The sequence below is a fragment of the Streptomyces sp. NPDC014882 genome (genome assembly GCF_043081325.1).
Lineage (GTDB): Bacteria > Actinomycetota > Actinomycetes > Streptomycetales > Streptomycetaceae > Streptomyces.
In genome coordinates, this window is record NZ_JBIBWL010000011.1 from 129,625 (window position 1) to 155,354 (window position 25,730).

Annotated in this window: 24 protein-coding genes and 1 pseudogene; 18 read left to right on the forward strand and 7 right to left on the reverse strand. The window is 71.1% G+C overall.

The features are described from left to right. The first annotated feature begins 201 nt into the window (after window positions 1–201). Complete coding sequence (locus tag ACF09K_RS24210; protein ID WP_392246604.1) at window positions 202–1,329, forward strand: ferrochelatase; 1,128 nt, start codon at window positions 202–204, stop codon at window positions 1,327–1,329. A gap of 8 nt (window positions 1,330–1,337) precedes the next feature. Then, a complete protein-coding gene (locus ACF09K_RS24215) occupies window positions 1,338–2,153 on the forward strand; it encodes an inositol monophosphatase family protein (RefSeq protein ID WP_392246606.1) in 816 nt (271 codons plus the stop codon). A gap of 135 nt (window positions 2,154–2,288) precedes the next feature. Here ACF09K_RS24215 and ACF09K_RS24220 read toward each other — a convergent pair whose 3' ends face one another. Further along, window positions 2,289–2,462, reverse strand: coding sequence for a hypothetical protein (locus tag ACF09K_RS24220; RefSeq protein WP_392246608.1), 174 nt, complete (start codon window positions 2,460–2,462; stop codon window positions 2,289–2,291). A 415-nt stretch (window positions 2,463–2,877) separates the two neighbouring features. Between ACF09K_RS24220 and ACF09K_RS24225 the strand changes: the two genes are divergently transcribed. From ACF09K_RS24225 to ACF09K_RS24240, 4 genes are all read left to right on the forward strand, one after another. After that, window positions 2,878–3,531, forward strand: coding sequence for a response regulator transcription factor (locus ACF09K_RS24225; protein ID WP_086734600.1), 654 nt, complete (start codon window positions 2,878–2,880; stop codon window positions 3,529–3,531). A 4-nt stretch (window positions 3,532–3,535) separates the two neighbouring features. Next, window positions 3,536–4,768: a sensor histidine kinase gene (locus tag ACF09K_RS24230; RefSeq protein ID WP_392246610.1), complete on the forward strand. Its 1,233-nt coding sequence runs from the start codon at window positions 3,536–3,538 to the stop codon at window positions 4,766–4,768. 394 nt (window positions 4,769–5,162) lie between these two features. Then, window positions 5,163–5,459: a DUF4193 domain-containing protein gene (locus ACF09K_RS24235; protein ID WP_003993510.1), complete on the forward strand. Its 297-nt coding sequence runs from the start codon at window positions 5,163–5,165 to the stop codon at window positions 5,457–5,459. A 13-nt stretch (window positions 5,460–5,472) separates the two neighbouring features. Continuing rightward, window positions 5,473–6,411: a hypothetical protein gene (locus ACF09K_RS24240; RefSeq protein ID WP_392246611.1), complete on the forward strand. Its 939-nt coding sequence runs from the start codon at window positions 5,473–5,475 to the stop codon at window positions 6,409–6,411. A 78-nt stretch (window positions 6,412–6,489) separates the two neighbouring features. Here ACF09K_RS24240 and ACF09K_RS24245 read toward each other — a convergent pair whose 3' ends face one another. Next, window positions 6,490–6,954: a DUF3093 domain-containing protein gene (locus ACF09K_RS24245; protein WP_392246613.1), complete on the reverse strand. Its 465-nt coding sequence runs from the start codon at window positions 6,952–6,954 to the stop codon at window positions 6,490–6,492. Window positions 6,955–7,146: 192 nt separating this feature from the next. On the opposite strand from ACF09K_RS24245, the gene ACF09K_RS24250 reads away from it, so the two are divergent. The 7 genes from ACF09K_RS24250 to ACF09K_RS24280 all read left to right on the forward strand — a co-directional run bounded on the left by ACF09K_RS24250 (window position 7,147) and on the right by ACF09K_RS24280 (window position 14,019). Further along, window positions 7,147–7,731, forward strand: coding sequence for a PaaI family thioesterase (locus ACF09K_RS24250; RefSeq protein ID WP_392246615.1), 585 nt, complete (start codon window positions 7,147–7,149; stop codon window positions 7,729–7,731). Next, a complete protein-coding gene (dut, locus tag ACF09K_RS24255; protein ID WP_392246616.1) occupies window positions 7,728–8,279 on the forward strand; it encodes a dUTP diphosphatase in 552 nt (183 codons plus the stop codon). Before ACF09K_RS24250 ends, dut begins: the two co-directional genes overlap by 4 nt. A 1-nt stretch (window position 8,280) precedes the next feature. Beyond that, the gene (locus tag ACF09K_RS24260) at window positions 8,281–9,045 is read left to right on the forward strand and encodes a DUF3710 domain-containing protein (RefSeq protein ID WP_392246618.1); all 765 of its coding nucleotides are present in this window, start codon (window positions 8,281–8,283) and stop codon (window positions 9,043–9,045) included. Window positions 9,046–9,433: 388 nt separating this feature from the next. Then, complete coding sequence (locus ACF09K_RS24265; protein ID WP_392246620.1) at window positions 9,434–12,028, forward strand: ATP-binding protein; 2,595 nt, start codon at window positions 9,434–9,436, stop codon at window positions 12,026–12,028. Further along, a complete protein-coding gene (locus tag ACF09K_RS24270) occupies window positions 12,025–12,738 on the forward strand; it encodes a response regulator (protein ID WP_392246622.1) in 714 nt (237 codons plus the stop codon). Before ACF09K_RS24265 ends, ACF09K_RS24270 begins: the two co-directional genes overlap by 4 nt. 108 nt (window positions 12,739–12,846) lie before the next feature. Continuing rightward, window positions 12,847–13,245 (forward strand): OB-fold nucleic acid binding domain-containing protein, encoded by a 399-nt coding sequence (locus ACF09K_RS24275; protein ID WP_392246624.1) that lies wholly within the window; start codon window positions 12,847–12,849, stop codon window positions 13,243–13,245. Window positions 13,246–13,248: 3 nt separating this feature from the next. Beyond that, window positions 13,249–14,019, forward strand: a complete 771-nt coding sequence (locus tag ACF09K_RS24280; RefSeq protein ID WP_392246626.1) for a DUF3159 domain-containing protein — start codon at window positions 13,249–13,251, stop codon at window positions 14,017–14,019. Window positions 14,020–14,162: 143 nt separating this feature from the next. Here the strand turns inward: ACF09K_RS24280 and ACF09K_RS24285 are convergent, their stop codons facing one another. Continuing rightward, window positions 14,163–14,840: a potassium channel family protein gene (locus tag ACF09K_RS24285; RefSeq protein WP_392246628.1), complete on the reverse strand. Its 678-nt coding sequence runs from the start codon at window positions 14,838–14,840 to the stop codon at window positions 14,163–14,165. Continuing rightward, window positions 14,840–15,508 (reverse strand): potassium channel family protein, encoded by a 669-nt coding sequence (locus ACF09K_RS24290; RefSeq protein WP_392246629.1) that lies wholly within the window; start codon window positions 15,506–15,508, stop codon window positions 14,840–14,842. Before ACF09K_RS24290 ends, ACF09K_RS24285 begins: the two co-directional genes overlap by 1 nt. 415 nt (window positions 15,509–15,923) lie before the next feature. Between ACF09K_RS24290 and ACF09K_RS24295 the strand changes: the two genes are divergently transcribed. Both ACF09K_RS24295 and ACF09K_RS24300 read left to right on the forward strand, forming a co-directional pair. Next, a complete protein-coding gene (locus ACF09K_RS24295) occupies window positions 15,924–18,026 on the forward strand; it encodes an APC family permease (RefSeq protein WP_392246631.1) in 2,103 nt (700 codons plus the stop codon). Window positions 18,027–18,118: 92 nt separating this feature from the next. Continuing rightward, window positions 18,119–19,483: a class I SAM-dependent RNA methyltransferase gene (locus ACF09K_RS24300; RefSeq protein WP_392246634.1), complete on the forward strand. Its 1,365-nt coding sequence runs from the start codon at window positions 18,119–18,121 to the stop codon at window positions 19,481–19,483. A gap of 650 nt (window positions 19,484–20,133) precedes the next feature. Here ACF09K_RS24300 and ACF09K_RS24305 read toward each other — a convergent pair. Beyond that, on the reverse strand, window positions 20,134–20,550 hold the full coding sequence (locus ACF09K_RS24305; protein ID WP_392246635.1) for a type II toxin-antitoxin system VapC family toxin: 417 nt from the start codon (window positions 20,548–20,550) through the stop codon (window positions 20,134–20,136). Next, a complete protein-coding gene (locus ACF09K_RS24310) occupies window positions 20,547–20,810 on the reverse strand; it encodes a CopG family transcriptional regulator (protein ID WP_360988118.1) in 264 nt (87 codons plus the stop codon). Before ACF09K_RS24310 ends, ACF09K_RS24305 begins: the two co-directional genes overlap by 4 nt. A gap of 107 nt (window positions 20,811–20,917) precedes the next feature. Between ACF09K_RS24310 and ACF09K_RS24315 the strand changes: the two are divergent. Next, window positions 20,918–21,312: pseudogene (locus tag ACF09K_RS24315) on the forward strand (transposase); the annotation flags it as partial. Between the two features lie 261 nt (window positions 21,313–21,573). Here ACF09K_RS24315 and ACF09K_RS24320 read toward each other — a convergent pair. After that, window positions 21,574–22,764: a helix-turn-helix domain-containing protein gene (locus ACF09K_RS24320; protein ID WP_392246637.1), complete on the reverse strand. Its 1,191-nt coding sequence runs from the start codon at window positions 22,762–22,764 to the stop codon at window positions 21,574–21,576. Window positions 22,765–22,885: 121 nt separating this feature from the next. Here ACF09K_RS24320 and ACF09K_RS24325 point away from each other — a divergent pair, with 121 nt between their 5' ends. Together ACF09K_RS24325 and ACF09K_RS24330 are read left to right on the forward strand one after the other, a co-directional pair. Then, entirely contained in the window at window positions 22,886–23,494 is a 609-nt protein-coding gene (locus ACF09K_RS24325) for a toll/interleukin-1 receptor domain-containing protein (RefSeq protein WP_392246638.1), read from the forward strand. A 241-nt stretch (window positions 23,495–23,735) separates the two neighbouring features. Further along, window positions 23,736–25,718: a PQQ-binding-like beta-propeller repeat protein gene (locus ACF09K_RS24330; protein WP_392246640.1), complete on the forward strand. Its 1,983-nt coding sequence runs from the start codon at window positions 23,736–23,738 to the stop codon at window positions 25,716–25,718. The last annotated feature ends 12 nt before the right edge of the window (window positions 25,719–25,730 follow it).

A 25,730-nucleotide genomic window follows, 5' to 3' on the forward strand; every position in this document is an offset into this window, starting at 1 on the left:
CGGCGCGAGGAAGGTGGTGCTGCGTGGCTCGGCAGGACATGCGGAAGTGCGCTGCCGACCCGGTAAGGCGCGTACGCAGCTGATACAGCTTACGAGTTAGGCAACCCTAACGCACCCCCGCGGTCGTTCCCCGCCCGGGAGCCGCCCCGCCACGGCACCCGGGGTTTCCGGGCTGTCGGCGCCGGGTGGCAGGATCGAGACATGCCAGACGCGCTCGATGCCACCCCCTACGACGCCCTGCTCCTGCTCTCCTTCGGCGGACCTGAAGGCCCGGACGACGTGGTCCCGTTCCTGGAGAACGTGACACGCGGGCGCGGCATCCCCAAGGAACGCCTCAAGGAAGTCGGGCAGCACTACTTCCTGTTCGGCGGGGTCAGCCCCATCAACGACCAGAACCGCACGCTGCTGGACGCCCTGCGCCGGGACTTCGCGGACCACGGGCTCGACCTGCCGGTCTACTGGGGCAACCGCAACTGGGCCCCGTACCTCACGGACACCCTGCGTGAGATGGCCGCCGACGGCCGCCGCCGCGTCCTCGTCCTCGCCACCAGCGCCTACGCCTCGTACTCGGGCTGCCGCCAGTACCGCGAGAACCTCGCCGACTCGCTGGCCACGCTGGCGGCCGAGGGCCTGGAGCTCCCGAAGATCGACAAGCTGCGGCACTACTTCAACCACCCGGGCTTCGTGGAGCCCATGGTCGACGGCGTGCTCCGCTCCCTCGCCGACCTCCCCGAGGACGTCCGCGACGACGCCCACATCGCCTTCACGACCCACTCCATCCCGACGGCCGCCGCCGACACCTCCGGCCCCGAGGAGGGCCACGGCGACGGCGGGGCGTACGTCGCGCAGCACCTGGACGTGGCCCGGCTCGTCGCCGACGCCGTCCGCGAGCGCACCGGCGTCGACCACCCCTGGCAGCTCGTCTACCAGTCCCGGTCCGGCGCCCCCCACATCCCGTGGCTGGAGCCCGACATCTGCGACCACCTGGAGGAGCGGCACGCCGCCGGGGCGCCGGCCGTCGTGATGGCCCCCATCGGCTTCGTCTCCGACCACATGGAGGTCCTCTACGACCTCGACACGGAGGCCACGGCCAAGGCCGCGGAACTGGGCCTGCCGGTGCGCCGTTCGGCCACCGTCGGCGCGGACCCGCGGTTCGCCGCCGCCGTCCGCGACCTCGTCCTGGAGCGCGCCGCGGCCGAGAGCGGCCGGGACGTCACCCCGTGCGCCCTGGGCACCCTCGGCGCGAGCCACGACGTCTGCCCCGTCGGCTGCTGCCCGTCCCGCGCCCCCAAGCCCGCCGCGGCGGGCGCCGACAGCCCGTACGCGTGAGGAGCTCCGTGACCGACCCCCTGCACCGGGAACTGCTCGCACTCGCGGAGGAGGCCGCCCGCCGGGCCGGCGAGCTGCTGAGGGACGGCCGGCCGGCCGACCTCACGGTCGCCGCCACCAAGTCGAGCCCCATCGACGTCGTCACCGAGATGGACATCGCGGCCGAGAAGCTGATCACCGGCCTGATCTCCGACCACCGCCCCGACGACGGCTTCCTCGGCGAGGAGGGCGCCTCCAGGGAGGGCGGCAGCGGCATCCGCTGGGTGATCGACCCCCTCGACGGCACCGTGAACTACCTGTACGGCCTGCCCACCTGGGCCGTCTCCATCGCCGCCGAACAGGACGGCGAGACCGTCGCCGGCGTCGTGGCGATCCCGATGCGCGGCGAGACCTACCGTGCGGTGCGCGGAGGCGGCGCGTGGGCGACCGGCGCCTGGGAGGGCGAACGCCGCCTCACCTGCCGACCCCCGGCCCCGCTCGAACAGGCGCTGGTCTCCACCGGCTTCAACTACGTCACCGGGGTCCGCACCCACCAGGCCGACGTCGCCCGGCGGATGATCCCGCTGCTGCGCGACATCCGGCGCGGCGGCTCCGCGGCCGTCGACCTGTGCGACGTGGCCGCCGGCCGCCTCGACGGGTACTACGAGCGCGGTCTGCACCCGTGGGACCTCGCGGCGGGCGACCTGATCGCCCGGGAGGCGGGCGCCCTGACCGGTGGACGCCCCGGAGAGCGCCCCTCGCGGGAGTTGGCGATCGCCGCGACGCCGGGCGTCTTCGAGCCCCTCCAGCGGCTCCTGGAGGATTTCGGCGCCTGGCACGACTGAACGCACGACTGAACGCACGACGACGCGCCCGCGGGGCGCGCGGCCGACGTCCGGCCGCACGCCCCGCGGGCGCACGAAGGGGCCCCGGCGCTGGATTCGCCGGGGCCCCTCCGTCGTGCGCGCGAACTGCTCAGATCAGACGCTGGTCGCGCCGACCTGCACACCGTGCTCGGCGGCGAGCCGGCGCAGGTCGTCGAGCTCGCCCTGCTCGACCTCCACGAGGAAGTCGTCGCCCTCGCTCCGAGCCCGCGTCAGGTCGGACTCGGTCGCCTTTATGCGCTGCAGAAGTCCTGCGGTGAATGCGTCCATGCTGCGCCCCCTCGTCCTTGGTCGTGGGTCTGTGGCACGGGGGTGTGCCGATTGGGAAGGGGCGATCACGTCTCCCGTGGGTGCCCGGCGCTGCCCGGCCGGGCGGCGACGGTGCCGGACACCCACGCCCGCTCTGCGGAAAGCGGATCGCGGAGTGCCGCATGGTGCTGCGGCACATGCAGAGCGTGATCGCGGGGTGTAAAGCCGTCCTCCCCCCGCTCCCTCCCGCAGAAACCTCGATCCGGCGAGAAAATCCGGCATTCCCGGGGCTTCACACCCGCCTCTCGTGGCCCGCACCCGCCTTACCGCCGACTTATGGCCGAAAAGGGCAGGATGGAGGCCCACACCCACCGAACCCCCCGCCCGCGTGCGCCCACAGCGCGCTACGCGGGTGGACACAGGAAGGACAAGCGACGTGCGCGTACTCGTCGTCGAGGACGAGCAGCTGCTCGCCGATGCGGTGGCCACCGGACTGCGCCGGGAGGCCATGGCCGTCGACGTCGTGTACGACGGTGCGGCCGCCCTGGAGCGCATCGGCGTCAACGACTACGACGTGGTCGTCCTCGACCGCGACCTCCCGCTCGTGCACGGCGACGACGTCTGCCGCAAGATCGTCGAGCTGGGCATGCCCACCCGCGTGCTCATGCTCACGGCCTCCGGTGACGTCAGCGATCGCGTCGAGGGCCTGGAGATCGGCGCCGACGACTACCTCCCGAAGCCCTTCGCCTTCAGCGAGCTGATCGCACGCGTGCGGGCCCTGGGCCGGCGCACCAGCCTGCCGCTGCCGCCCGTGCTGGAGCGCGCCGGCATCAAGCTCGACCCGAACCGCCGCGAGGTCTTCCGGGAAGGCAAGGAGGTGCAGCTCGCCCCCAAGGAGTTCGCCGTCCTGGAGGTCCTGATGCGCAGCGAGGGCGCCGTCGTCTCCGCGGAACAGCTCCTGGAGAAGGCCTGGGACGAGAACACCGATCCCTTCACCAACGTCGTGCGCGTGACCGTCATGACCTTGCGTCGCAAGCTCGGTGAACCGCCGGTGATCGTCACCGTCCCCGGCTCCGGCTACCGGATCTGATCCCGTGGCCACGAGCCCGGCGCCTCCTCAGGCGCCCCCGAAGCCCACCTGGGACCCCAGGAGGCCGCAGGCCCCCTTCCCCTGGCTGCGCCCCACCATCCGGATACGGCTCACGCTGCTCTACGGCGGGATGTTCCTGATCGCCGGCATCCTGCTGCTGTCGATCATCTACCTGCTGGCGGCGCACGCGCTGAACGTGGGCAGTGAGCTGCCCTTCAAGATCCTCATCGGGCAGGTCGCCAGCGACATCTGCAACTTTCCCAACGAGCCGACCGCCAGCGAACTCAACCGCGCGATGAACGAGTGCGTCAACCAGCAGCGTCAGCACGCCCTGGACGACCTGCTCAGCCGCTCGCTGCTGGCCCTGCTCGGACTCGCCGTGATCGCCTTCGCGTTCGGCTACGCCATGGCCGGCCGGGTGCTGGCCCCGCTCGGCCGGATCCTGCGCACCGCGCGCTCCGTGGCGGGCTCGGACCTGTCCCGCCGCATCGAGCTGGACGGGCCGGACGACGAGCTGAAGGAGCTGGCCGACACCTTCGACGACATGCTGGAGCGGCTCCAGCGGGCCTTCACCGCCCAGCAGCGCTTCGTGGGCAACGCCTCGCACGAGCTGAGAACGCCGCTGGCCATCAACCGCACGCTCCTCGAGGTCCACCTCTCCGACCCGGACGCGCCGGTGGAACTCCAGCAGCTCGGCAAGACGCTGCTGGCCACCAACGAGCGCAGCGAGCAGCTCGTGGAGGGCCTGCTGCTGCTCGCCCGCAGCGACAACCAGATCGTCGAGCGCAAGCCGGTCGACCTCGCCGAGGTCGCCGGGCAGGCCATCGACCAGGTGCACGGCGAGGCGGAGACGAAGGGCGTACGGATCCGCGGGAAGCGGGATTCCGCGGTCGTCCAGGGCAATGGCGTACTGCTGGAGCGGATCGCGCTTAACCTGGTGCAGAACGCCGTGCGCTACAACGTCCCCGAGGACGGCTGGGTCGAGGTGACCACCGAGGTCCTGCACGGCCAGGCGGTGCTCGTCGTGTCCAACACGGGCCCGGTGGTCCCCGCCTACGAGATCGACAATCTTTTCGAGCCCTTCCGACGACTGAGAACGGAGCGGACGGGCAGTGACAAGGGTGTCGGGCTCGGCCTGTCGATCGCGCGTTCCGTGGCGCGGGCGCACGGCGGCCACATCGCGGCCCAGCCGCGCGAGGGAGGAGGACTCGTGATGCGAGTCAGCCTGCCGCTGTGAGACCGGCCGCGACACACATGGGCTTGTTCGCTTTGCGCGGAATTTTTGAGGCCTGGATCGGGCTTTCCCGTGTGTGATCGATCACAAGGACGATTTTCCGGTCATCTACTCTCCGTGATCATGGATGCTGTCGGAAAGCCCGGAAACTCCGGGTTTTCGGGGGTCCTCATCACGGGAAGTACACGGTGAGGCGCCTTTGTCGTGCGGCATTCGGACCGTGTACGGTCCCGATCGCCATCCCAGCCGATCACTCGTGAGGAGTCCGGTTGGGTGTCGATTGAGTAACAGACCTTGATGTGAGGCAAAATCTCCGCCTCGAGGCGGGCACAAGTCCGGCCTCTCACGCGTTACGTGCGCTGGAGACACCGCAGATACCCAGAGGGGGAGAGGCGAAATGGCAACCGATTACGACACCCCACGCAAGACCGACGACGACGTTGACTCCGACAGCCTTGAAGAACTGAAGGCCCGGCGGAACGACAAGTCCGCCTCCGCGGTCGACGTCGACGAGTTCGAGGCCGCGGAAGGCCTCGAACTGCCCGGTGCAGACCTCTCCAACGAGGAGCTGGCTGTCCGGGTTCTGCCCAAGCAGCAGGACGAGTTCACTTGTATGAGCTGCTTCCTGGTGCACCACCGCAGCCAGCTGGCCCGCGAGAAGAACGGCCAGCCGATCTGCCGCGACTGCGACTGAGGGCGGGTCGGCCGTGACTGGCTCGACCCCTCCCCGGAAGCGCCGCTTCCCCCTGTCGGGAGCGGACAAGGGGCCGTCCGACGGCCCTCACGGCGTGCGTGACGACGAGCGAGGCCCATCCGGCAAGGGAGTTTCCCCTGCGGGATCGGCCTCGCTCGATGCGACGGGCGACCGGGACGGTCTCCCGGCGCCGGTCCACGGCGTCGCGCCCGTCGCCCGACGGCGGGCCGCGGCGATCCGGCACAAGGCGGTGGACCTGGCCAGGGAGGGCGCCCGCAGGGGCGGCGACCGCGCCAGGGCGGGCATCGCCCACCTCGCCGACCGGATCATCGACATGGCTCCGCGGATCCCCGTACGGGATCTTCGGACGCTGCGCCGGCAGTTCCCCGGACTCGGGCCGGAGCAGATCGCCGACAAGCTCGTGGCGGGCGCGGCGAAGGCCTCGTCCACCGTGGGCGCGGGCGTCGGTGCGGCGGCCATGCTGCCCGTACCGCCGGCGATGCCGGCCGAGATCGCCGCGGAGATCAGCGGCGTGGCGGCGATCGAGCTGAAGCTGATCGCCGAACTGCACGAGGTCTACGGGGTCCGCCCCGCCGGGAACCTCGTGGAGCGCAGCACCGCGTATCTGCGCTCGTGGTCGGGGGAACGCGGCGTGGACGTACTGAAACCCGCCTCGTTCAACTCGGCGCTCGGCGGCCCCATGAAGCGCGAGCTGCGACAGCAGATCATGAAGCGCACGGTCCGCAACCTGCCGAACCTCATGCCCTTCCTGGTGGGTGCCGCGGTGGGCGCGCTCATGAACCGCCGGGACACCAGGAAACTCGCCGTCAAGGTCCGGGCCGACCTGCGCCGGATGCAGGTGCCGTGGGACGCGCTGCCCGACCTGCCGCCTCTCGAACAGCCGGAGAACCCGCTCCCGCTCGGGGACGGACCCGGAGGAACCGGCGGCTGAGCGAAGTCTTTGCGCCACGGAGGCGAAACCTTTGCCCGCGCCGCGTTCTCGCGCTTCCGCCGGGTCCGGGGCCTCTTTCTAGGCCGCCGGCTGCCGTGCCGCTCGCAGCGCCTCGGCCAGCCGCTGCGGGTCACGGGTCGACAGGTACAGGTAGGGGGTCGGGTCGGCCGGGTCGGTGACCTCCACGCGCAGGGCGGTGGGGATGTAGGCGCGCAGCAGCAGGAACGCCCGGGTGTCCGCCTTGTACGTGCGCCAGGCCCGCGCTTCCTCCGCGTCCAGCACCTCCGCCTCGCCCAGCGCCGCGACCGGGATCTTCGCCTCTCCCGCGATCAGGGAGTCGCCCACCACGCGGATGCGGAGCGAGCCGTACGAACTGGCGGCGACCGCGGCGACCGCGGTGCCGCCGACCAGGCCGCCGAGCAGTGGCAGCGTGCCGAAGGGCAGCAGGATCAGGGCGAGGGCGACGCCCACGAGGAACGAGACGGCCCACCAGGAGCGGGGGGCGGTGAGGCGTTCGTCGTACGGGGTGGCGGAGAGCTGCATGAAACAAGCTTGGCACGGTGTCCGGACCGGGCCCGGCCCAGGGTGGCGGCGGGTGACGGGGGGATGGAGGGGTCGGTGCGCAGCGCCGTCCGGCAGGGTGGTGGTGGGTGACGGGGGGATGGCGGGGTCGGTGCGCAGCGCCGTCCGGCAGGGTGGTGGTGGGTGACGGGAGGGCGGGTAAGGTCTGCGGCTGTGAGTGGTACTTCCGCAGCTCTTGAGCCTCCGGCCGACGCCGTGAAACCGGTCCGGCACCCCGACGCGCCCGCACCCGGCGAGCTTCTCGGCGCGCACTACGAACAGTGTTTCGGGTGCGGCGGCGGGCAGCCGCACGGGCTGCACCTGGAGGCGCGGGCCGGTGAGGGAGTGACCGTCACCGCGGAGTTCACCGTGCAGCCCGCTCATCAGGGGGCGCCGGGTCTGGCGCACGGCGGGGTGCTGGCCACCGCGCTCGACGAGACGCTCGGTTCGTTGAACTGGCTGCTGCGGACGATCGCCGTGACCGGACGGCTGGAGACCGACTTCGCGCGGCCCGTGCCCGTCGGTACGACGCTGTACCTGGAGGCCGAGGTGACGGCCGTCGCCGGACGGAAGATCTACTCCACGGCCACCGGTCGCATCGGCGGCCCCGAGGGGCCCGTCGCCGTCCGTGCCGACGCGCTCTTCGTCGAGGTCCAGGTGAAGCACTTCGTCGAGCACGGCCGCCGGGAGGAGATCGACGCGGCCATGAGCGACCCGGACCAGGTCCGGCGCGGCCGCGCCTTCGAGGTGAACCCGTGAGCCGTGAACCGGTGCCCGTGCTGATCCGGCGCGTCGATCCCGACGTACCGCTTCCGGCGTACGCGCACCCCGGTGACGCGGGGGCCGATCTGCGGACCACCGAGAGCCGTGAACTGGCGCCGGGGGAGCGGGTCGTACTGCCCACGGGGGTGTCCATCGCGCTGCCCGAGGGGTACGCGGCCTTCGTGCACCCCCGGTCGGGGCTGGCCGCCCGATGCGGCGTCGCTCTCGTGAATGCCCCGGGGACGGTTGATGCCGGGTACCGTGGGGAGATCAAGGTGATCGTGGTGAATCTCGACCCGCGCGAGTCCGTGCGGTTCGAGCGCTTCGACCGGATTGCCCAACTGGTTGTCCAGCAGGTCGAGAGGGTCCGCTTCCAGGAGGTCGCGGAACTTCCCGACTCGGCGCGGGCCGAGGGGGGCTTCGGGTCCACCGGCGGCCACGCCGCCGTGGACGGCGGAAGCGGCACGGACGGTCAAGCCGCCGCGGGCGGCGCGACGGGTGGGAATCGATACGCTTCGGTCGTATCCGACCGGGAAGGACAGTGACGTGTTCGGACGTCGCAAGAAGAAGGGTGCCGCCGAGGACGCGGCCGGCGAGGCCGAGCAGGTCGTCGACAGTGTCGACACTGAGGCGGACGAGGCGGAGGGCGGGCGCGAGCGCGTGAGGCTGGAGCCGGAGCCGAGGCCCGACGGTCCCTGGGACAGCTCGGAGGTGCGCGAGCCCGCCGAGGGTCGTGTGGACCTGGGCGGCCTCTTCGTGCCCGGAGTCGACGGCATGGAGCTGCGGGTGGAGGTCGCGGGCGACGCGATCGTCGCGGCGACCGTCGTCCTGCGTGACAGCGCCATCCAGCTCCAGGCCTTCGCCGCTCCCAAGCGCGAGGGCATCTGGGGCGAGGTGCGCGAGGAGATCGCCTCCGGCATCACCCAGCAGGGCGGCATCATCGACGAGGTCGAGGGCCCGCTGGGCTGGGAGCTGCGGGCGCAGGTGCCGGTGCAGCTGCCGGACGGCACGAGCGGTTTCCACGTCGTGCGGTTCGTCGGCGTGGACGGTCCCCGCTGGTTCCTGCGCGGTGTGATCTCCGGTCAGGGCGCGGTGCAGCCGCAGGCCGCCGGTCTGCTGGAGCAGATCTTCCGGGACACGGTCGTGGTCCGCGGCGAGGGCCCGATGGCGCCCCGCGACCCGATCGTCCTGAAGCTGCCCAACGACGCCCAGATGGTTCCGGAGAGCGTCCAGCAGGAGGACGCGGGGTCCCGCTTCTCCGGCGGCATGGGCCAGTTGCAGCGGGGGCCGGAGATCACCGAAGTCCGCTAGCAGACGCACCGCGTCACCGGCCGTATCGAACAGGGCCGCATCCTTCCCGGGGTGCGGCCCTGTTCCGTGTGCGCGCACCTTCGACGGCGCATCGGTCCGTACCGGCAGCTCGGCGCCCATGCCGGCCGTGGGAGGGCGCCCACGGCCGGTGCGGAGACCGGGGCCGTCGGCCGTGAACCGATCGGGGGGTCTCGTCCGATGTAGCGGTGAGGGGGGAACGACGAGGGAGCGAGAGGGAGGGCGTGTGGCCGGGTCGACCTGCGGAGAGTCCACCGCGTCAGGGTTGCGTCAAAGCGATCCCGCGCGCTCCTCCTCGCCCCCTTCGTCCGTTTCGCTGGCCGTAAGGTCGACGCTGCGCACGCAGGAGACAGCGGAAGACAATGAGGCCATGGCACGCGGGAAGCTTCGGATCTACCTGGGCGCGGCACCCGGCGTGGGCAAGACCTACGCGATGCTGTCCGAGGCCCATCGACGTGTGGAGCGGGGCACGGACTGCGTGGTGGCTTTCGTCGAGCACCACGGCAGGCCGCGCACCGAGGTGATGCTGCACGGCCTGGAGGAGGTCACCCGGCGGCGGCTGGAGTACCGGGGCGGCGCCTTCACCGAGATGGACGTGGACGCGGTGCTCGCCCGCGGCCCCCGGGTCGCCCTGGTGGACGAGCTGGCCCACACCAACGTCCCGGGTTCGCGCAACGCCAAGCGCTGGCAGGACGTGGAGGAACTGCTGGCCGCGGGCGTCGACGTGATCTCCACGGTCAACATCCAGCACCTGGAGTCCCTCGGCGACGTCGTGGAGTCGATCACGGGGGTGCGGCAGCAGGAGACGGTCCCGGACGAGTTCGTGCGCCGCGCCGACCAGATCGAGCTGGTCGACATGTCGCCGCAGGCCCTCCGCCGTCGCATGGCGCACGGCAACGTCTACTCACCGGACAAGGTCGACGCGGCCCTGTCGAACTACTTCCGGCCGGGTAATCTCACCGCCCTGCGCGAGTTGGCCCTGTTGTGGGTCGCCGACCGGGTCGACGAGTACCTGAAGCAGTACCGCAGCGAGCACCGGGTGTCGGCGATCTGGGGTTCGCGGGAGCGGATCGTGGTCGGGCTGACCGGCGGCCCGGAGGGGCGGACGCTGATCCGGCGCGCGGCCCGGCTCGCGGAGAAGGGCGCCGGCGGAGAGGTGCTGGCCGTCTACATCGCCGGCGGCGACGGCCTGACCTCCGCCTCGCCCAAGGAGTTGGCGGTCCAGCGCACGCTCGTGGAGGACCTCGGCGGCACCTTCCACCACGTCGTCGGCGACGACGTCCCGGCCGCGCTGCTCGACTTCGCCCGGGGTGCCAACGCCACCCAGGTCGTCCTGGGCTCCTCCCGCCGCAAGGCCTGGCAGTACGTGTTCGGACCAGGCGTCGGTGCCACCGTCGCCCGCGAGTCGGGACCGGACCTCGACGTGCACATCGTCACCCACGAGGAGGCGGCCAAGGGGCGAGGACTGCCGGTGGCCCGGGGCGCCCGGCTCGGGCGGGCCCGGGTCGGCTGGGGCTGGGCGGTCGGGCTCGCCGGTCCGCCGCTGACGACGGTGCTGCTCAGCGCGGTCCACCTCGGCCTCGCCAACGACATGCTGCTGTTCCTGACGGTGACGGTGGCGGCGGCGCTGCTCGGCGGCCTGCTGCCGGCCCTGGCCTCGGCGGCCCTGGGATCCCTGCTGCTGAACTACTTCTACACACCGCCCCTGCACCGCTGGACCATCGCCGACCCGAAGAACATCGTCGCCATAGTGATCTTCGTCGGGGTCGCGGTGTCCGTGGCCTCGGTGGTCGACCTGGCCGCCCGGCGCACCCACCAGGCGGCCCGGCTGCGGGCGGAGTCGGAGATCCTCTCCTATCTGGCGGGCAACGTGCTGCGGGGCGAGACGAGTCTGGAGGCGCTGCTCGAACGGGTCCGGGAGACCTTCGGCATGGAGTCGGCGGCCCTGCTGGAGCGCGGGGACGACACGGCGCCCTGGACCTGCGCGGGCCGGGCCGGTACGGGGCGGCCCGTGGGGCGGCCCGAGGACGCCGATGTGGACGTGCCCGTCGGGGACCGTCTGGCGCTGGCGCTCACCGGTCGGCTGCTGCCCGCGGAGGACCGGCGGGTGCTGGCCGCCTTCGCCGCGCAGGCGGTCGTCGTACTGGACCGGCGGCGCCTCCAGGAGGAGGCCGACCGGGCCCGCACGCTCGCCGAGGGCAACCGGATCCGTACGGCGCTGCTGGCCGCCGTCAGCCATGACCTGCGCACCCCGCTGGCCGGGATCAAGGCGTCGGTGTCCAGCCTCAGATCCGAGGACGTGGACTGGTCCGAGGAGGACCGGGCGGAACTGCTCGAGGGCATCGAGGACGGTGCCGACCGGCTCGACCACCTGGTCGGCAACCTCCTGGACATGTCCCGCCTCCAGACCGGCACGGTCACGCCGATCATCCGGGAGACCGACCTGGACGAAGTGGTGCCGATGGCGCTCGGCGGCGTTCCGGAGGACAGCGTGGCGCTGGACGTCCCGGAGACGCTGCCGATGGTCGCCGTGGACGCCGGGCTGCTGGAGCGGTCGGTCGCCAACCTTGTCGAGAACGCGGTGAAGTACAGCGCGGACGGGGCCCCCGTGCTGGTCGCCGCCAGCGCGCTCGCCGACCGGGTCGAGGTGCGGGTCGTGGACCGTGGGCCGGGTGTTCCGGACGAGGCCAAGGAGCGGATCTTCGAGCCCTTCCAGCGGTACGGTGACGCTCCGCGCGGAGCAGGGGTGGGCCTGGGCCTCGCGGTCGCGCGCGGCTTCGCCGAGGCGATGGGCGGGACACTCCACGCCGAGGACACACCAGGCGGGGGACTGACCATGGTGCTCACCGTGCGGGCGGCCGAGGACCGGAACAGGGCCGGGCCCGAGCGGTCCGCGAACCCCGCACTCCCCACCGTCGGCCCCTCCCCGGGCCGCCCCGCACCCACCGAGAGGCAGACGTCATGAGCTCGACCGGGGTCACCGCCCAGAGCCCCACGAGGGTGCTCGTGATCGATGACGAACCCCAGATCGTGCGCGCCCTCGTGATCAACCTCAAGGCCCGCGAGTACGAGGTCGACGCGGCTCACGACGGGGCCACCGCGCTCCGGCTCGCCGCCGCCCGTCACCCGGACGTGATCGTGCTCGACCTGGGGCTGCCCGACATGGACGGCGTCGAGGTGATCAGGGGCCTGCGCGGCTGGACCCGGGTGCCGATCCTCGTGCTGTCCGCCCGGCACTCCTCGGACGAGAAGGTCGAGGCGCTCGACGCGGGCGCCGACGACTACGTCACCAAGCCCTTCGGCATGGACGAGCTGCTGGCTCGGCTGCGGGCCGCCGTCCGCCGTGCCGAGCCCGCGGGCGCCGCGGAGTCGGAGGTCCTGGTCGAGACCGACGGGTTCACGGTCGACCTGGGGGCCAAGAAGGTCCACCGGGACGGCAGGGACGTACGGCTCACGCCCACGGAGTGGCATCTGCTGGAGGTGCTGGTGCGCAACACCGGCCGCCTGGTCGGCCAGAAGCAGCTGCTCCAGGAGGTGTGGGGCCCCTCGTACGGGACGGAGACGAACTACCTGCGGGTCTACATGGCGCAACTGCGCAGGAAGCTGGAGGCCGATCCGTCGCACCCCCGGCACTTCATCACGGAACCGGGGATGGGATACCGGTTCGAGAAGTGAGCCGCGGCGGGTCCGGGACGGGACGGGGGCGGGGCGGGGTGCGGGGGCGAAGGCGGGCGCCGGAACGCGGGTACGGGCCCGGTGGTGCCTCCCGGTACCCTTCAAGATATGAGTGCTGTTCCTCGTTCCGAGAAGCCGGTGGGCCGGTTCCGGCGCATGATCGATCGGCTCTCCTCCTCGCAGGAGGACCTGGAGTCCGAGGAGTTGCGGGAGGACGCCGAGACCGCCGGCTGCACGCGGATCGGAGACTGCCAGGACCGCCAGATAGTCACGGTTACTGGTACCTTGCGCACGGTCACCCTGCGACCGCGGGCCGGAGTCCCGGCCCTGGAGGCCGAGCTGTTCGACGGTTCCGCCGCGCTGGACGTGGTGTGGCTGGGCAGACGCTCCATCGTGGGCATAGAGCCGGGGCGCAGGCTCATAGCATCGGGCCGGATCTCGATGAGCCGGGGCCGCCGGGTGCTGTTCAACCCCAAGTACGAACTGAGACCCCTTGGTAGGGAGTAGCCGGTGACGTCGCTCGACAAGCCGACCGAAGACACTCAGCAGGACGACGCCCGGGCGGTGACGGAGGCCGCGCTGTTCGAGGCGTTCGGCGGGGTGCGGGGCATGGTCGAGACGGTGGTGCCCGGCCTGCTGTTCGTCACGATCTACACGATCAACAAAGACCTGCACATGTCGGCGATCGCCGCGCTGGCGGTCTCGTTGGTCCTGGTCGTGGTCCGCCTGGCCATGAAGGACACCGTGAAGCACGCCTTCAGCGGTGTCTTCGGCGTCGCCTTCGGTGTCGTGTTCGCGATGATGACGGGCAACGCGAAGGACTTCTACCTGCCCGGCATGCTCTACACGCTGGGGCTGTCGCTGGCGTACATCGTCTCGACCCTGTGCGGGATGCCGCTGCTCGGGCTGATCCTCGGACCGGTGTTCAAGGAGAACCTCTCCTGGCGCACCCGCAATCCCGGCCGCAAGAAGGCGTACGCGAAGGCCAGTTACGCCTGGGGGCTGATTCTTCTCGCCAAGTGCGCGATTCTCTTCCCGCTGTACTGGTGGGCCGACACCACGCAGCTGGGCTGGGTGCTGATCGCGCTGAAGATCCCGCCGTTCCTGCTGGCCGTCTGGCTGACGTGGGTCTTCCTGGCGAAGGCGCCCGCGCCGATCGATGTCTTCGCCGAGATGGAGGCGGAGGAGAAGGCGGCGGAGGAGAAGGCGGCCGGGGCGAGGGCGGCCGGTACGGCGCACGAGTCGGCGGAGGCCGGTCCCCGGCACCGGCGGGACGGGTAGTTCCGGCGGGGACCTCCTCGGCCCCGCAGCCCCTTCCCGTCCCCTTTCCGGGGGCTGGTGCCCCCGGACCCCGTCCCGCCCCCTGCGCTCGGGCGGGCCCGTGGGAGCGGTACCGCCTCCTCCCGGCCCGGGCCGGGAGGAGGTCAGCCGTTGACGTCCTCGCGGCGGACCGACAGCAGGTCTTCGAGCTGTTCCTCCCGTGCCTGGGCCGCGACGAACAGGAGTTCGTCGCCCGCTTCCAGGGAGTCCTCGCGGGACGGGGTGAGGACACGGGTGCCGCGGATGATCGTGACCAGGGAGGTGTCCTCGGGCCACTCCACGTCGCCGACCTGGGTGCCGGCCAGGGCCGACTCCTCGGGAAGGGTCAGTTCGACCAGGTTGGCGTCGCCGTGGCTGAAGCGGAGCAGGCGGACCAGGTCGCCGACGCTGACCGCCTCCTCCACCAGGGCGGACATCAGGCGCGGGGTGGAGACGGCGACGTCCACCCCCCAGGACTCGTTGAAGAGCCACTCGTTCTTCGGGTTGTTCACGCGGGCGACGACGCGCGGGACGCCGTACTCCGTCTTCGCGAGCAGGGAGACGACCAGGTTGACCTTGTCGTCGCCCGTCGCGGCGATCACGACGTTGCAGCGCTGGAGGGCCGCCTCGTCGAGGGAGGTGATCTCGCAGGCGTCGGCCAGCAGCCACTCCGCCTGCGGCACGCGCTCGACCGAGATGGCGGTCGGCGCCTTGTCGACCAGCAGGACCTCGTGGCCGTTCTCCAGCAGCTCGGCCGCGATCGAGCGGCCGACTGCGCCGGCTCCGGCAATGGCGACCCTCATCAGTGACCGTCCTCCTTCGGGCCCTCGGCGAACGCGGCTTCGACCTTCTCCACGTCGTCGGCGCGCATCATCACGTGCACCAGATCGCCCTCCTGCAGAACCGTCTGCGAGGTGGGCAGGATCGCTTCGCCGAGGCGGGTGAGGAACGCCACGCGCACGCCCGTCTCCTCCTGAAGCTTGCTGATCTTGTGTCCGACCCAGGCGGCGGAGGCGTGCACCTCGGCCAGCTGGACGCCGCCGGTGGGGTCGCGCCACAGCGGCTCGGAACCCGAGGGAAGCAGCCGTCGCAGCATCTGGTCGGCCGTCCAGCGGACCGTGGCCACCGTCGGGATGCCCAGGCGCTGGTAGACCTCGGCGCGGCGGGGGTCGTAGATGCGGGCGGCGACGTTCTCGATGCCGAACATCTCGCGGGCCACGCGGGCGGCGATGATGTTGGAGTTGTCGCCGCTGGACACGGCGGCGAAGGCCCCGGCCTCCTCGATGCCCGCTTCGCGCAGGGTGTCCTGGTCGAAGCCGACCCCGGTGACCCGGCGGCCGCCGAACGAGGAGCCAAGACGTCGGAAGGCGGTGGGGTCCTGGTCGATCACGGCGACCGTGTGCCCCTGCTGCTCCAGGGTCTGGGCGAGAGCGGAACCCACTCTGCCGCAGCCCATGATGACGATGTGCACGACCGTCCTTCCGAGGTCAAGTGTTGCCGACTTGGCTGTAACAGGGTCTCAGACCGCCGACCAAGCTACACACGTGCGGTCCGCGGAGGGCACCCCCGTGCACGGTTCCCGGCGTCAGCGACGGCTGATGCTCCAGAGGCTGAGCAGGGTGAGGATTCCGAGGCCGACGAGGGTGCCGACGGCGCCGATCAGCTCCGCGGTCGTGTGCATGGAACCTCCAGAGGGCGACAGGGAAAGGGAATTGTCATATAGGCATGGGGGTCGGCGCGGCCGCGGAATCCGCAGCCGCGCCGTGGCCGATTTCACCCGTGAGGCAGACGGAGGGTGTCCGTGAGGTGACCGGGACGAGGTATCACCCGGGTGCCCCCGGGGGAGGGTGGGCGGTCCCCTGTTCGAAGGCCTACGATGCTCAGTTGTGTCCAAACTGACCGACGTGCCCAAACGGATCCTGATCGGGCGCGCACTGCGCAGTGATCGGCTCGGAGAAACGCTCCTGCCGAAGCGCATCGCGCTGCCCGTCTTCGCTTCCGACCCGCTGTCCTCCGTGGCCTACGCGCCCGGGGAGGTCCTGCTGGTCCTGTCCATCGCGGGCGTGTCGGCGTACCACTTCAGCCCGTGGATCGCCGTCGCGGTCGTCGTGCTGATGTTCACGGTGGTCGCCTCCTACCGGCAGAACGTCCACGCCTACCCGAGCGGCGGCGGCGACTACGAGGTGGCCAACACCAACCTCGGCCCCAAGGCCGGTCTGACCGTCGCGAGCGCCCTGCTCGTCGACTACGTCCTGACCGTCGCCGTGTCCATCGCCTCGGGCATCGAGAACCTCGGCTCCGCGATCCCGTTCGTCGTCGAGCACAAGGTGGCCTGCGCGGTCGCCGTCGTCGTGCTGCTGACACTGATGAACCTGCGCGGCGTCAAGGAGTCCGGCAAGCTCTTCGCCATTCCGACGTACGTGTTCGTCGCGGGCGTCTTCATCATGATCGCGTGGGGCGCCTTCCGGGGACTGGTCCTGGACGACACCATGCGCGCGCCCACCGCCGACTACACGATCAAGCCCGAGCACCAGGGCCTGGCCGGCTTCGCCCTGTTCTTCCTCATGCTGCGGGCGTTCTCCTCCGGGTGCGCGGCGCTCACCGGCGTGGAGGCGATCTCCAACGGCGTGCCCGCCTTCCGCAAGCCCAAGTCGAGGAACGCGGCGACCACCCTCGCCGCGATGGGCCTGCTGGCCGTCACCATGTTCTGCGGGATCATCGTGCTGGCCCTGGTCACCGACGTCCGCATGGCCGAGCACCCGGCCGCCGACCTGCTGAACAACGGCGTCGCGGTCGGAGCCGACTACGTCCAGAACCCGGTGATCACCCAGGTCGCCGAGGCCGTCTTCGGCAAGGGCAGCTTCCTCTTCCTCGTGCTCGCCGCGGCGACCGCGCTGGTGCTCTTCCTCGCGGCCAACACCGCCTACAACGGCTTCCCGGTGCTCGGCTCGATCCTCGCCCAGGACCGCTACCTGCCCCGCCAGCTGCACACGCGCGGCGACCGCCTGGCGTTCTCCAACGGCATCGTGCTCCTCGCGAGCGCGGCGACCTTCCTGATCATCCTGTACGGCGCCGACTCCACGCGGCTGATCCAGCTGTACATCGTCGGTGTGTTCGTGTCCTTCACGCTCAGCCAGACCGGCATGGTCCGGCACTGGAACCGCCACCTGGCCACCGAGACGGACCCGGCCAAGCGCCGCCACATGGTCCGCTCCCGGGCGATCAACGCCTTCGGCGCGTTCTTCACCGGCCTCGTCCTGGTGGTCGTCCTCGTCACGAAGTTCTCGCACGGCGCCTGGGTCGCCCTGCTCGGCATGGTGATCTTCTACGGCACGATGACCGCGATCCGCCGCCACTACGACCGCGTGTCCGACGAACTCGCCGCACCCGAGGGACCCAGCGACGACAGCGTCCGCCCCTCGCGCGTGCACTCGGTGCTGCTGATCTCCAAGATCCACCGGCCGGCGCTGCGCGCCCTGGCCTACGCCAAGCTGATGCGCTCCGACACCCTGGAGGCGCTCACCGTCAACGTCGACCCGGCCGAGACGAAGGCGCTGCGCGCGGAGTGGGAACGGCGCGGCATCGACGTGCCGCTGAAGGTCCTCGACTCGCCCTACCGCGAGATCACGCGGCCGGTCATCGAGTACGTCAAGAGCCTGCGCCGGGAGTCTCCGCGGGACGCCGTGTCGGTGATCATCCCCGAGTACGTGGTCGGTCACTGGTACGAGCACCTGCTGCACAACCAGAGCGCGCTCCGGCTCAAGGGCCGGCTGCTGTTCACGCCCGGCGTGATGGTGACCTCGGTGCCCTACCAGCTCCAGTCCTCCGAGGTGGCCAAGAAGCGGGCCCGCAGGCGGCAGGAGTGGAACGCCCCCGGTTCCGTGCGGCGCGGTCCGGTCCAGGTGGGACGTGCGAAGGAGGCGTCGGGCACGGGTTCCGCCGGCTCCCGGGAGAAGCCGGGCGAAAGCTCCGCGGGTCCGCAGGCCTGACCTGCTCATGGTGAGCGGCCGGACGACAGCCACGTAGACTGGTGGGCTGTTGTCCGGCCGTACCTCGTTCGACGTAGTGGAGTCACCCCGCCATGCAGGCAGAAACGAAGAAGTCGCAGGCGGACGCCCCGGTGGACCCGCAGGCGAGGTCACTGGTCGGCGAGGAGTACGAGGTCGAGGTCGGCCCCGTCGCGCACGGCGGCCACTGCATCGCCCGTACCGACGGGGGACAGGTGCTGTTCGTCCGGCACACGCTCCCCGGCGAGCGGGTCGTGGCCCGGGTGACCGACGGCGAGGAGGGGGCCCGGTTCCTGCGTGCGGACGCGGTGCGGGTGCTGGAGGCGTCCAAGGACCGCGTCGAGGCGCCCTGCCCGTACGCCGGCCCCGGCCGCTGCGGCGGCTGCGACTGGCAGCACGCCAAGCCGGGCGCCCAGCGCCGCCTCAAGGGCGAGGTGATCGCCGAGCAGCTGAAGCGGCTCGCCGGCCTCACGCCCGAGGAGGCAGGCTGGGACGGCACCGTGATGCCGGCCGAGGGCGACAAGCTGCCCGCCGGCCAGGTGCCGCAGTGGCGCACGCGCGTGCAGTACGCGGTCGACGCCGACGGCAACGCCGGACTGCGGCGCCACCGCTCCCACGAGGTCGAGCCCGTCGAGCACTGCATGATCGCGGCGCCCGGCGTCAGCGAGCTGGGCATCGAGAGCCGCGACTGGTCCGGGATGGCGTCCGTCGAAGCCATCGCCGCGACCGGCTCCCAGGACCGCATGGTGATCCTCGAACCCCGGCCCGGCGCCCGCCTCCCCCTCGTCGAGCTCGACAGGCCCGTCTCCGTCATGCGCGTCGACGAGCACGACGGCGGCATCCACCGCGTCCACGGCCGCGCGTTCGTGCGCGAGCGCGCCGACGGCCGGACCCATCGCGTCGGCAGCGGCGGCTTCTGGCAGGTCCACCCGCAGGCCGCCGACACCCTCGTCAAGGCGGTCATGCAGGGTCTGCTGCCGCGCAAGGGCGACATGGCGCTCGACCTGTACTGCGGCGTCGGCCTCTTCGCGGGCGCCCTCGCCGACCGCATCGGCGACAAGGGCGCGGTCCTCGGCATCGAGTCCGGCAAGCGCGCCGTCGAGGACGCCCGGCACAACCTCGCCGACTTCGACCGCGTGCGGATCGAGCAGGGCAAGGTGGAGAGCGTGCTCCCGCGCACGGGCATCAGCGAGGTCGACCTCATCGTCCTCGACCCGCCGCGGGCGGGCGCCGGACGCAAGACGGTCCAGCACCTCTCCGCCCTGGGCGCACGGAAGATCGCCTACGTGGCCTGCGACCCGGCCGCACTGGCACGCGACCTGGCGTACTTCCGGGACGGGGGGTACCGGGTGCGGACCCTGCGGGCGTTCGACCTGTTCCCGATGACGCACCACGTGGAGTGCGTGGCGATTCTGGAGCCTGTAGCAAAGGGGAGCTGACCTGCGGCTTTCCTAGGCTGCTCCGGTGCGGTCGGGTGTGCTCGACCTGTTTTCCGAAGTGCAGGGCGTGGAGCGTGTCGTAGGTGAACGTCATGTGCCTCACCTGCGGTTTCGCGTAGCGGGCCGCGGGTGGGAGGTACTTCGCCACTGTTTCGCGGAGGCGGTTGAGAGACGTCTTGACACTCATCCGACGCTGGTTCTGGCGGAGAGTCATGACGTTTGCTCGGTCAACTGTCGAGCTCAAGGCGAAGAACCCTGCACCGCGAAGACGTCGGCGAGCGCCGGGAAGGGATTGAGTCAGCTCGTGATCACACGGAAAGTCGTTATCCGTCGCTCGTCGCTCGTCGCTCGTCGCTCGTCGCTCGTCGCCCGGCCAACCGGTCCAGGCGGCGCGACCTCCGGCGCGTCAGCTGAGGGCTGCCGGACGGTTGCAGATCGCCAGGTAGGTCCGGGCCCTCGCCACATTCGATGTGAGGTCAGCGACCGAATCGAGCACCAGTCGGTGATCGGTCCAGGGTTTGTATTCGCTCCTCCGCTGCTGGCTTGCCGCAGCCGGCGTCACCCTCGATCGGTAACTGGTCGCTTCCGTGCCAGTTGCGCTATTGGATTCGCGATGGCCGCGTTCCAGGAGGCAAGTGGAGCGGTTCCCGTCAGATCTTGATCACGGTGACCTGCGTCCCGCAGAGGGGGGTGAGGTCCTCCGGGTCGGAGGTGAGCACGGTGGTGGGGCCGGGGGCGGAGAGTGCGGTCGCGGCGAGTATGGCGTCGATGGCGTATTTGTGGCCATGAAGCGCGGCGTCGGCGAGGAGCGTGGCGGCGTGCCGGGCGAGCGGGTCGGTGACCGGTTCCACGACCAGCCGGGAGAGGGTCCACTCCAGGGCGGGACGGTTGATCCGGGGGTGGATGACCTCGACCAGGGTGGCTGCGGAGGTGATGACCCGGAGATCATCGGCGCGGGCGAGGGCGAGCCAGGCGGTGACTGTGCGGTCGCGCAGGACGGCCTTCGCCAGTCCTTCGCTGTCCAGGACGAGGGTGCCGCCCGGGACCGCGGGGGAGGTGCGGGTCACGCGGCGTCCGCCCGGCCCGAGCCCTGCTGCTGCCGGGCCCGGTGGAGCTCGTCGCGCAGGGCCTGGATCTCCTCGTCGGTGATGGGGCTGTGTTCCGCCTCCGCGACGGCGATGAGCTCGTTGAGATTGTCGCGCTCGACCTGACGGGCGACCGCTGCGGCGACGTAGGCGGAGAGGCCGGAGGGTCCGCTGCGGTCGCGGGCGGCCTCGGCGATGTCCTGCGGCATGGTGATGGAGTACTTGCGGGTGGCTTCACTCATGCTACCTATCCTACCGCTGGTGTTCTTCCTGGTTTCGGTGCCGTTCGGACTGCGCGATCAGGCAAGTCCCCGTGAGCTCTGGACGCCCTCGTCGTCCGGGCAGCCGGCAGTCCTTCCTGTGCAGACTCGACCTGGAACACACCTCCAGGATGTTCAAGCAGACGCTGGGCCGGACGACTCCCCAACTCCGCGAGCCGGCCGCCGCCGACCGCTGGACCTGGCTGGTCATCGCCGCCCACACCCGGCTCCGCTTGGCCTGGCCCCTTGCCGAGGACCTGCGCAGACCCTGGGGGCGGACCGCACGCCAAGGACGCCTCACCCCTGCAAGGGTCCGCCGAGGATTTCGCTGACTCCACGGCAAGGCCCCCCACCAGCCGGTGCACCGAAACCCAGCACAGCAGGCCCGGGCCGGCCAATCGGCATGAAGAACAAGCACCGTGCACGCGAACGCACCGTCGGGAAACAGGGCCAACCACACCGCACAAGCAGCAGAGCCGGATAAACGTCAAGCTTGGTTGCGTGCGCGACCGCCGCCCCGGGACGTCCACACCAACATCGCCACCGTCCCGCGTCAGGCAGCCCGCGACCGCCTGCGACCCCTGGCCGCCCTCGGCCTCATCGGATGAACCCGGGACAAGATCGCTTCACGCAAAGACGCTGGGGTGTGAGGTCGGACGTGTTTCGTTCGTCAGGATCGCGCGTTCCACGGTGACGCACCACGCGTCGAGCAAAGCCCGACTCCGGCAGGCGCCGTCGCCGGCTGTCAGCCGGTCGCGAGGGCGGCCGACGTGTTGATGAGGGAGAGTTGGCCCGGGTCGGCTTTCCGGGTCCGGGCCTGTGCCACGAAGCGGCTCAGCTCCGCCCGGGCGGTGGCCGAATCGATGCGCTTGAGCACGGGCAGCGTGGTCTCAATGATCTGACAGGCCTCGTCGAGGTGGCTGGCGCCGGCCAGGGATGTCGCCTGCCGGACCGCGAAGCGTGCCTGGGAGTTGCTGTCCGCCGGAACGGCCGACCGGTGCTCGGCGGCGAAGAGGTCGGCGGCCCGCTCGAAATGACGGAGGCTGAGCATGCAGGACGCCTCCAGGAGCCGATGGCCGCCGTTCTCGATGCGCGGGCCCCAGTGAGGGGCCCGGTCGCCGGTGACTTCGGCAGCGTGGCTCTTGAACCGCTGCAACGCGTCCCAACAGGCCGAAGCATCGCCACGGCTCGCGTGCCCCTGGGCCGCGCGTCGTGCGGCGTGCGCGCGGATCACCGAGTTGGCCGCCGGATGCCCGGCCGCCTGGTCGGCGAATCGGATCGCCGCGCAGGTGTCACCGCGGTGCTGGGCGATGAACGCTTTGCGGACCAAGGCGTACGCGGCCATCGTTTCGTCCCCGCCATGGGCGCCCCAGCGAACGGCGAGGTTCGTCCAGCGCAACGCCTCCGCGGGATTGCCCGCCTCCTGCGCCATCCACCCCGTGTACTCGGCGAACCTCGAGGCGAGCAGCCAGATTTCGGCACGTTGCTCGCCGACGGCGCGCGGAGCGGCGTCCGTCAGGATCCGCGTGATGGTTTTCATCGAAGAGGTGACGAACCCGGGTCCGGTGGACCTGCCGATGTCCTTCAGCTCCCCGAGGACCCGCTCGTACCCGGCGACCATCGGGCCGGCTTCGACGACGCTCCCGGCCCACGCGGCGCGCCGACGACCGGCCCCGGACAGGGCGACGAGTTCCCCCTCGGCGCCGAAGGCCGCGTCGAACGCCGCTGCCACCGTGGACGTCGGGTTGCGCAACCCGCTCTCCAGATTGCAGATCTGCCCCTCGGACACGTTCGCACGCCGGGAGAGCTCACGCACGCTCCACCCTCTGCGCGCCCGGAGCGTGGCCAGTACGACGCCGAAGTCGCCCGGCGGCAGACGTGCTCCGGTCGATCCCTCCGTCAAGGCCGTGCCCGCGCCGCTGTCCGCCGCATCCATGACCGTCAGCGTACGGAGCTCCGCGACCGCTATTCAATCTTTTGCGAATAACTACCGGGCGCGTACTCCGCCCCTAGGGTGAGCATCCCTGACGTCAAGACTTGCCAGAAAGGGGGCACTTGTGCCGCGCGTCTTCCTCAGCTTTCGTAAACCGGACTCCCGGTGGATGCGAGACCGTGTCCACCGTGCGCTGTCCGACCGCTTGGGCGCCCACGAGATCTTCAAGTCGGGCCAGTCGATCCCGCCCGGGGCCGACTTCGCCGAGATCCTGCGGCGGCAGGCCGCTCAGTGCGAGCTCATGTGCGTGCTGATCGGGCCAGGGTGGACCGACGCGCGGGACGAGGACGGCGTCCGGCTCCTGGACCGGGCCCACGACTGGGTCCGGATGGAGATCGCGACAGCGCTTCGGGCCGGAAACCGCGTCGTCCCGGTCCTCCTGGGCGACGCGACGATGCTGCCCGACGCTTCGGCGCTGCCGACCGAGATCGCGGAGCTGGCACGCCTGCAGTTCATCCGCGTTCCGGAGACCCATCTGCCGGAGGCGCTGCAGCACCTCGGGGACGCCGTGACCGCTCTCCTGCCTGATATCGCCACGGGGCCCGTTGCCGAACCCGGGGACCGCACGGCGTCGGCGGCCGATCCGGAGCCGTCAATGACCATGACGGCCCATGTGTCCGGCGGCGGCAGCGCCTATCAGGCGGCCCGTGATCAGACGATCAGGCTGGCGTGAGGGACTGACCATGAATCATCCCGGAGCAGACGGTGCCCGTCGAATCGGTCCGTACACGCTGCTCGGCAAACGCAGCAAGGTCGGCGATAGCGAAGTCTTCGCGGCACGGACGGACGAGGGGTTACTCGTCACGGTCACGGTCGTGGAGCCCGGACTCGCGGCACAGCCGGGGTTCCGGGACCGGTTCCGAGCGACCGTCGCGGAGGCTCGGACGCTGTCCGGTGCATTCCTCATCCCGGTCGTGGACGCAGACCCCGACGCGTCGGTTCCCTGGCTCGCGACCGAGTTCATCGCGGGACTCACGCTCCGGCAGGCGGTGGACCGGCACGGGCCGCTCGCCGAACCCGCCCTGCGGGTGCTCGCCGACGGCTTGGCCCGGGCGCTGGCCGCACTCCACGCAGCTGGAACGGTCCATGGTGAGGTGAGCCCGGACTCGGTGCTGCTGACCATGGACGGGCTCCGCATCACCGCCCTGGGGTTCGTGGGAGCAACCGGCAGGCCGGCCCCCTCACCGACGGACGACATGTTCGAGCTCGGGGCCGCCGTACTGTTCGCAGCCGGCGACGAGCCGGACGCGGGCACCCTCCCCGTGTCGCTGCGCGACGTGATCGGCGGCTGCTTGTACCCGGAATCGTCGGACCGCCCCACCGCGGAGCAACTCGTCGACTACCTGAGGCGACAGGACCTGCCCGTCCCGGAGGGCAGTTGGCTGCCGCCGGCGGTGACCGCCGACATGGCCGCCGCGGCCGCGGCGGTGGGACCGGTGACCTCCGGGGGCGGCGTCCAGGGTCCGCCACCTCCCGCGGAGGTGATCCCCGCCGGTACGGGGATCAGCCGCAGGAAGCTGATCACCGGTCTGGCCGGGGGCGCGGCCTTACTCGGGGGAACCGCGGCGGCACTCGCCCTCACCCGCGACGCGTCACCGGGACCCGGGGGCCGGGCCGGCGGGCCGGGATCCACTGCGCGGTCCGGCTCTCCGTCGGGCGGTCGGGCGAGCTCCTCCGCGTCGCCGTCCTCGTCGGACGGACCGGAGCGGATCGTCCTGGCCGGACCCGCCGCCACGAAGGCGTGGTCGGGCGCCGGGAAGCACGCCCCCACCTGTCTGGAAGCCTCCGACGACATGGTCATGGTGGTCACGAACACGGCCACGTCCTTCCTGGACGCCGCGAACGGAAAATCCGTGTTCCCCCAGCTGAACACGGTCAACGAACTTGGCACGTCCAGCCAGACGTACCCGACGGCGTACGCGGACGGAGTGTTCTACCTGCTCTGCGACACCCCCAGCCGGTCGGGCCTGCTGGCGGCGTTCGACGCCACCAGCGGGAAGGCGAAGTGGGCGACCGAGACGGCCGACGGCGAACGCGGCGGCGAGCACCTGGAGATGTATACGGACAACTACGTGGCAGTCGCGGGGAACACGGTCTACGTGTGCGGACACGTGCTCGTGGTGGACGGGGAGTTCTCGGCCGAGGATCCGACCACCGGCTACATCCGTGCGTTCAACGCCGAGACCGGCAAGAGGCTGTGGCAGGTCAGGGGCACGGACATCAACAACGTGCTCGTCCCGCCCTCCGGTTCCCACCTGCTGACCACCTCCGCCGTTCCGGGCGGCAAGCCCGGCCGTATCCAGATGATCGACGCGGGCAGGAAGGGCGCCCGTGGCTGGCACGTGTCCGTCCCGAACGCCGCGTTCTACTTCACCACCGGCTGGCCCTTGACGTGCCACGCCGCCGGGCTGTTCCTGTTCGCGGGCGGCAGGGGCGACACGTTGTTCGCCGTCGACGCGGCCACGGGCGACGAGAAGTGGCGTCAGAGCTTCCAGGCGAAGAACGGGGACCAGGTCCGCATCGGCGACCCGTTCTCCAGCCCCGACGGCGCGAACGTCTACGTACCGGTCGGCAGCGACCTGGCCTCTCTGGCCACCGCCGACGGCACGCTCCAGTGGGTCGCCACGCTGGACGGAGCCGGTGCCATGGGCATCTCCAACCTGTTCAACGCCGGCCTCAGGGGCTCCGGCAAGAACGCGCAGTGCTCGGCCGACACGGTCTTCGCCACCGACAGCGCGAAGACGCTGTGGGCCATCGACGCGGCCACCGGCAGGGCCCGTTGGAGATACAGCGACCCCGGGCAACCGGACGTGGGATTCCTGTGGACGGTGGGTGGCGACCGCGTGTTCGTCGCCTCTCACCTGACGTTGACCGCGATCGCGGTCCACGGACGGTAAGGCACAAGGAGG

Excerpts from the sequence above, each read along its gene's own strand:
- ACF09K_RS24210 (WP_392246604.1), top strand. The coding sequence starts at position 202 with ATGCCAGACGCGCTCGATGCCACCCCCTACGACGCCCTGCTCCTGCTC.
- ACF09K_RS24220 (WP_392246608.1), bottom strand. The coding sequence starts at position 2,462 with ATGGACGCATTCACCGCAGGACTTCTGCAGCGCATAAAGGCGACCGAG.
- ACF09K_RS24235 (WP_003993510.1), top strand. The coding sequence starts at position 5,163 with ATGGCAACCGATTACGACACCCCACGCAAGACCGACGACGACGTTGAC.
- ACF09K_RS24245 (WP_392246613.1), bottom strand. The coding sequence starts at position 6,954 with ATGCAGCTCTCCGCCACCCCGTACGACGAACGCCTCACCGCCCCCCGC.
- ACF09K_RS24265 (WP_392246620.1), top strand. The coding sequence starts at position 9,434 with ATGGCACGCGGGAAGCTTCGGATCTACCTGGGCGCGGCACCCGGCGTG.
- ACF09K_RS24270 (WP_392246622.1), top strand. The coding sequence starts at position 12,025 with ATGAGCTCGACCGGGGTCACCGCCCAGAGCCCCACGAGGGTGCTCGTG.
- ACF09K_RS24275 (WP_392246624.1), top strand. The coding sequence starts at position 12,847 with ATGAGTGCTGTTCCTCGTTCCGAGAAGCCGGTGGGCCGGTTCCGGCGC.
- ACF09K_RS24285 (WP_392246628.1), bottom strand. The coding sequence starts at position 14,840 with ATGAGGGTCGCCATTGCCGGAGCCGGCGCAGTCGGCCGCTCGATCGCG.
- ACF09K_RS24300 (WP_392246634.1), top strand. The coding sequence starts at position 18,119 with ATGCAGGCAGAAACGAAGAAGTCGCAGGCGGACGCCCCGGTGGACCCG.
- ACF09K_RS24310 (WP_360988118.1), bottom strand. The coding sequence starts at position 20,810 with ATGAGTGAAGCCACCCGCAAGTACTCCATCACCATGCCGCAGGACATC.
- ACF09K_RS24320 (WP_392246637.1), bottom strand. The coding sequence starts at position 22,764 with ATGGATGCGGCGGACAGCGGCGCGGGCACGGCCTTGACGGAGGGATCG.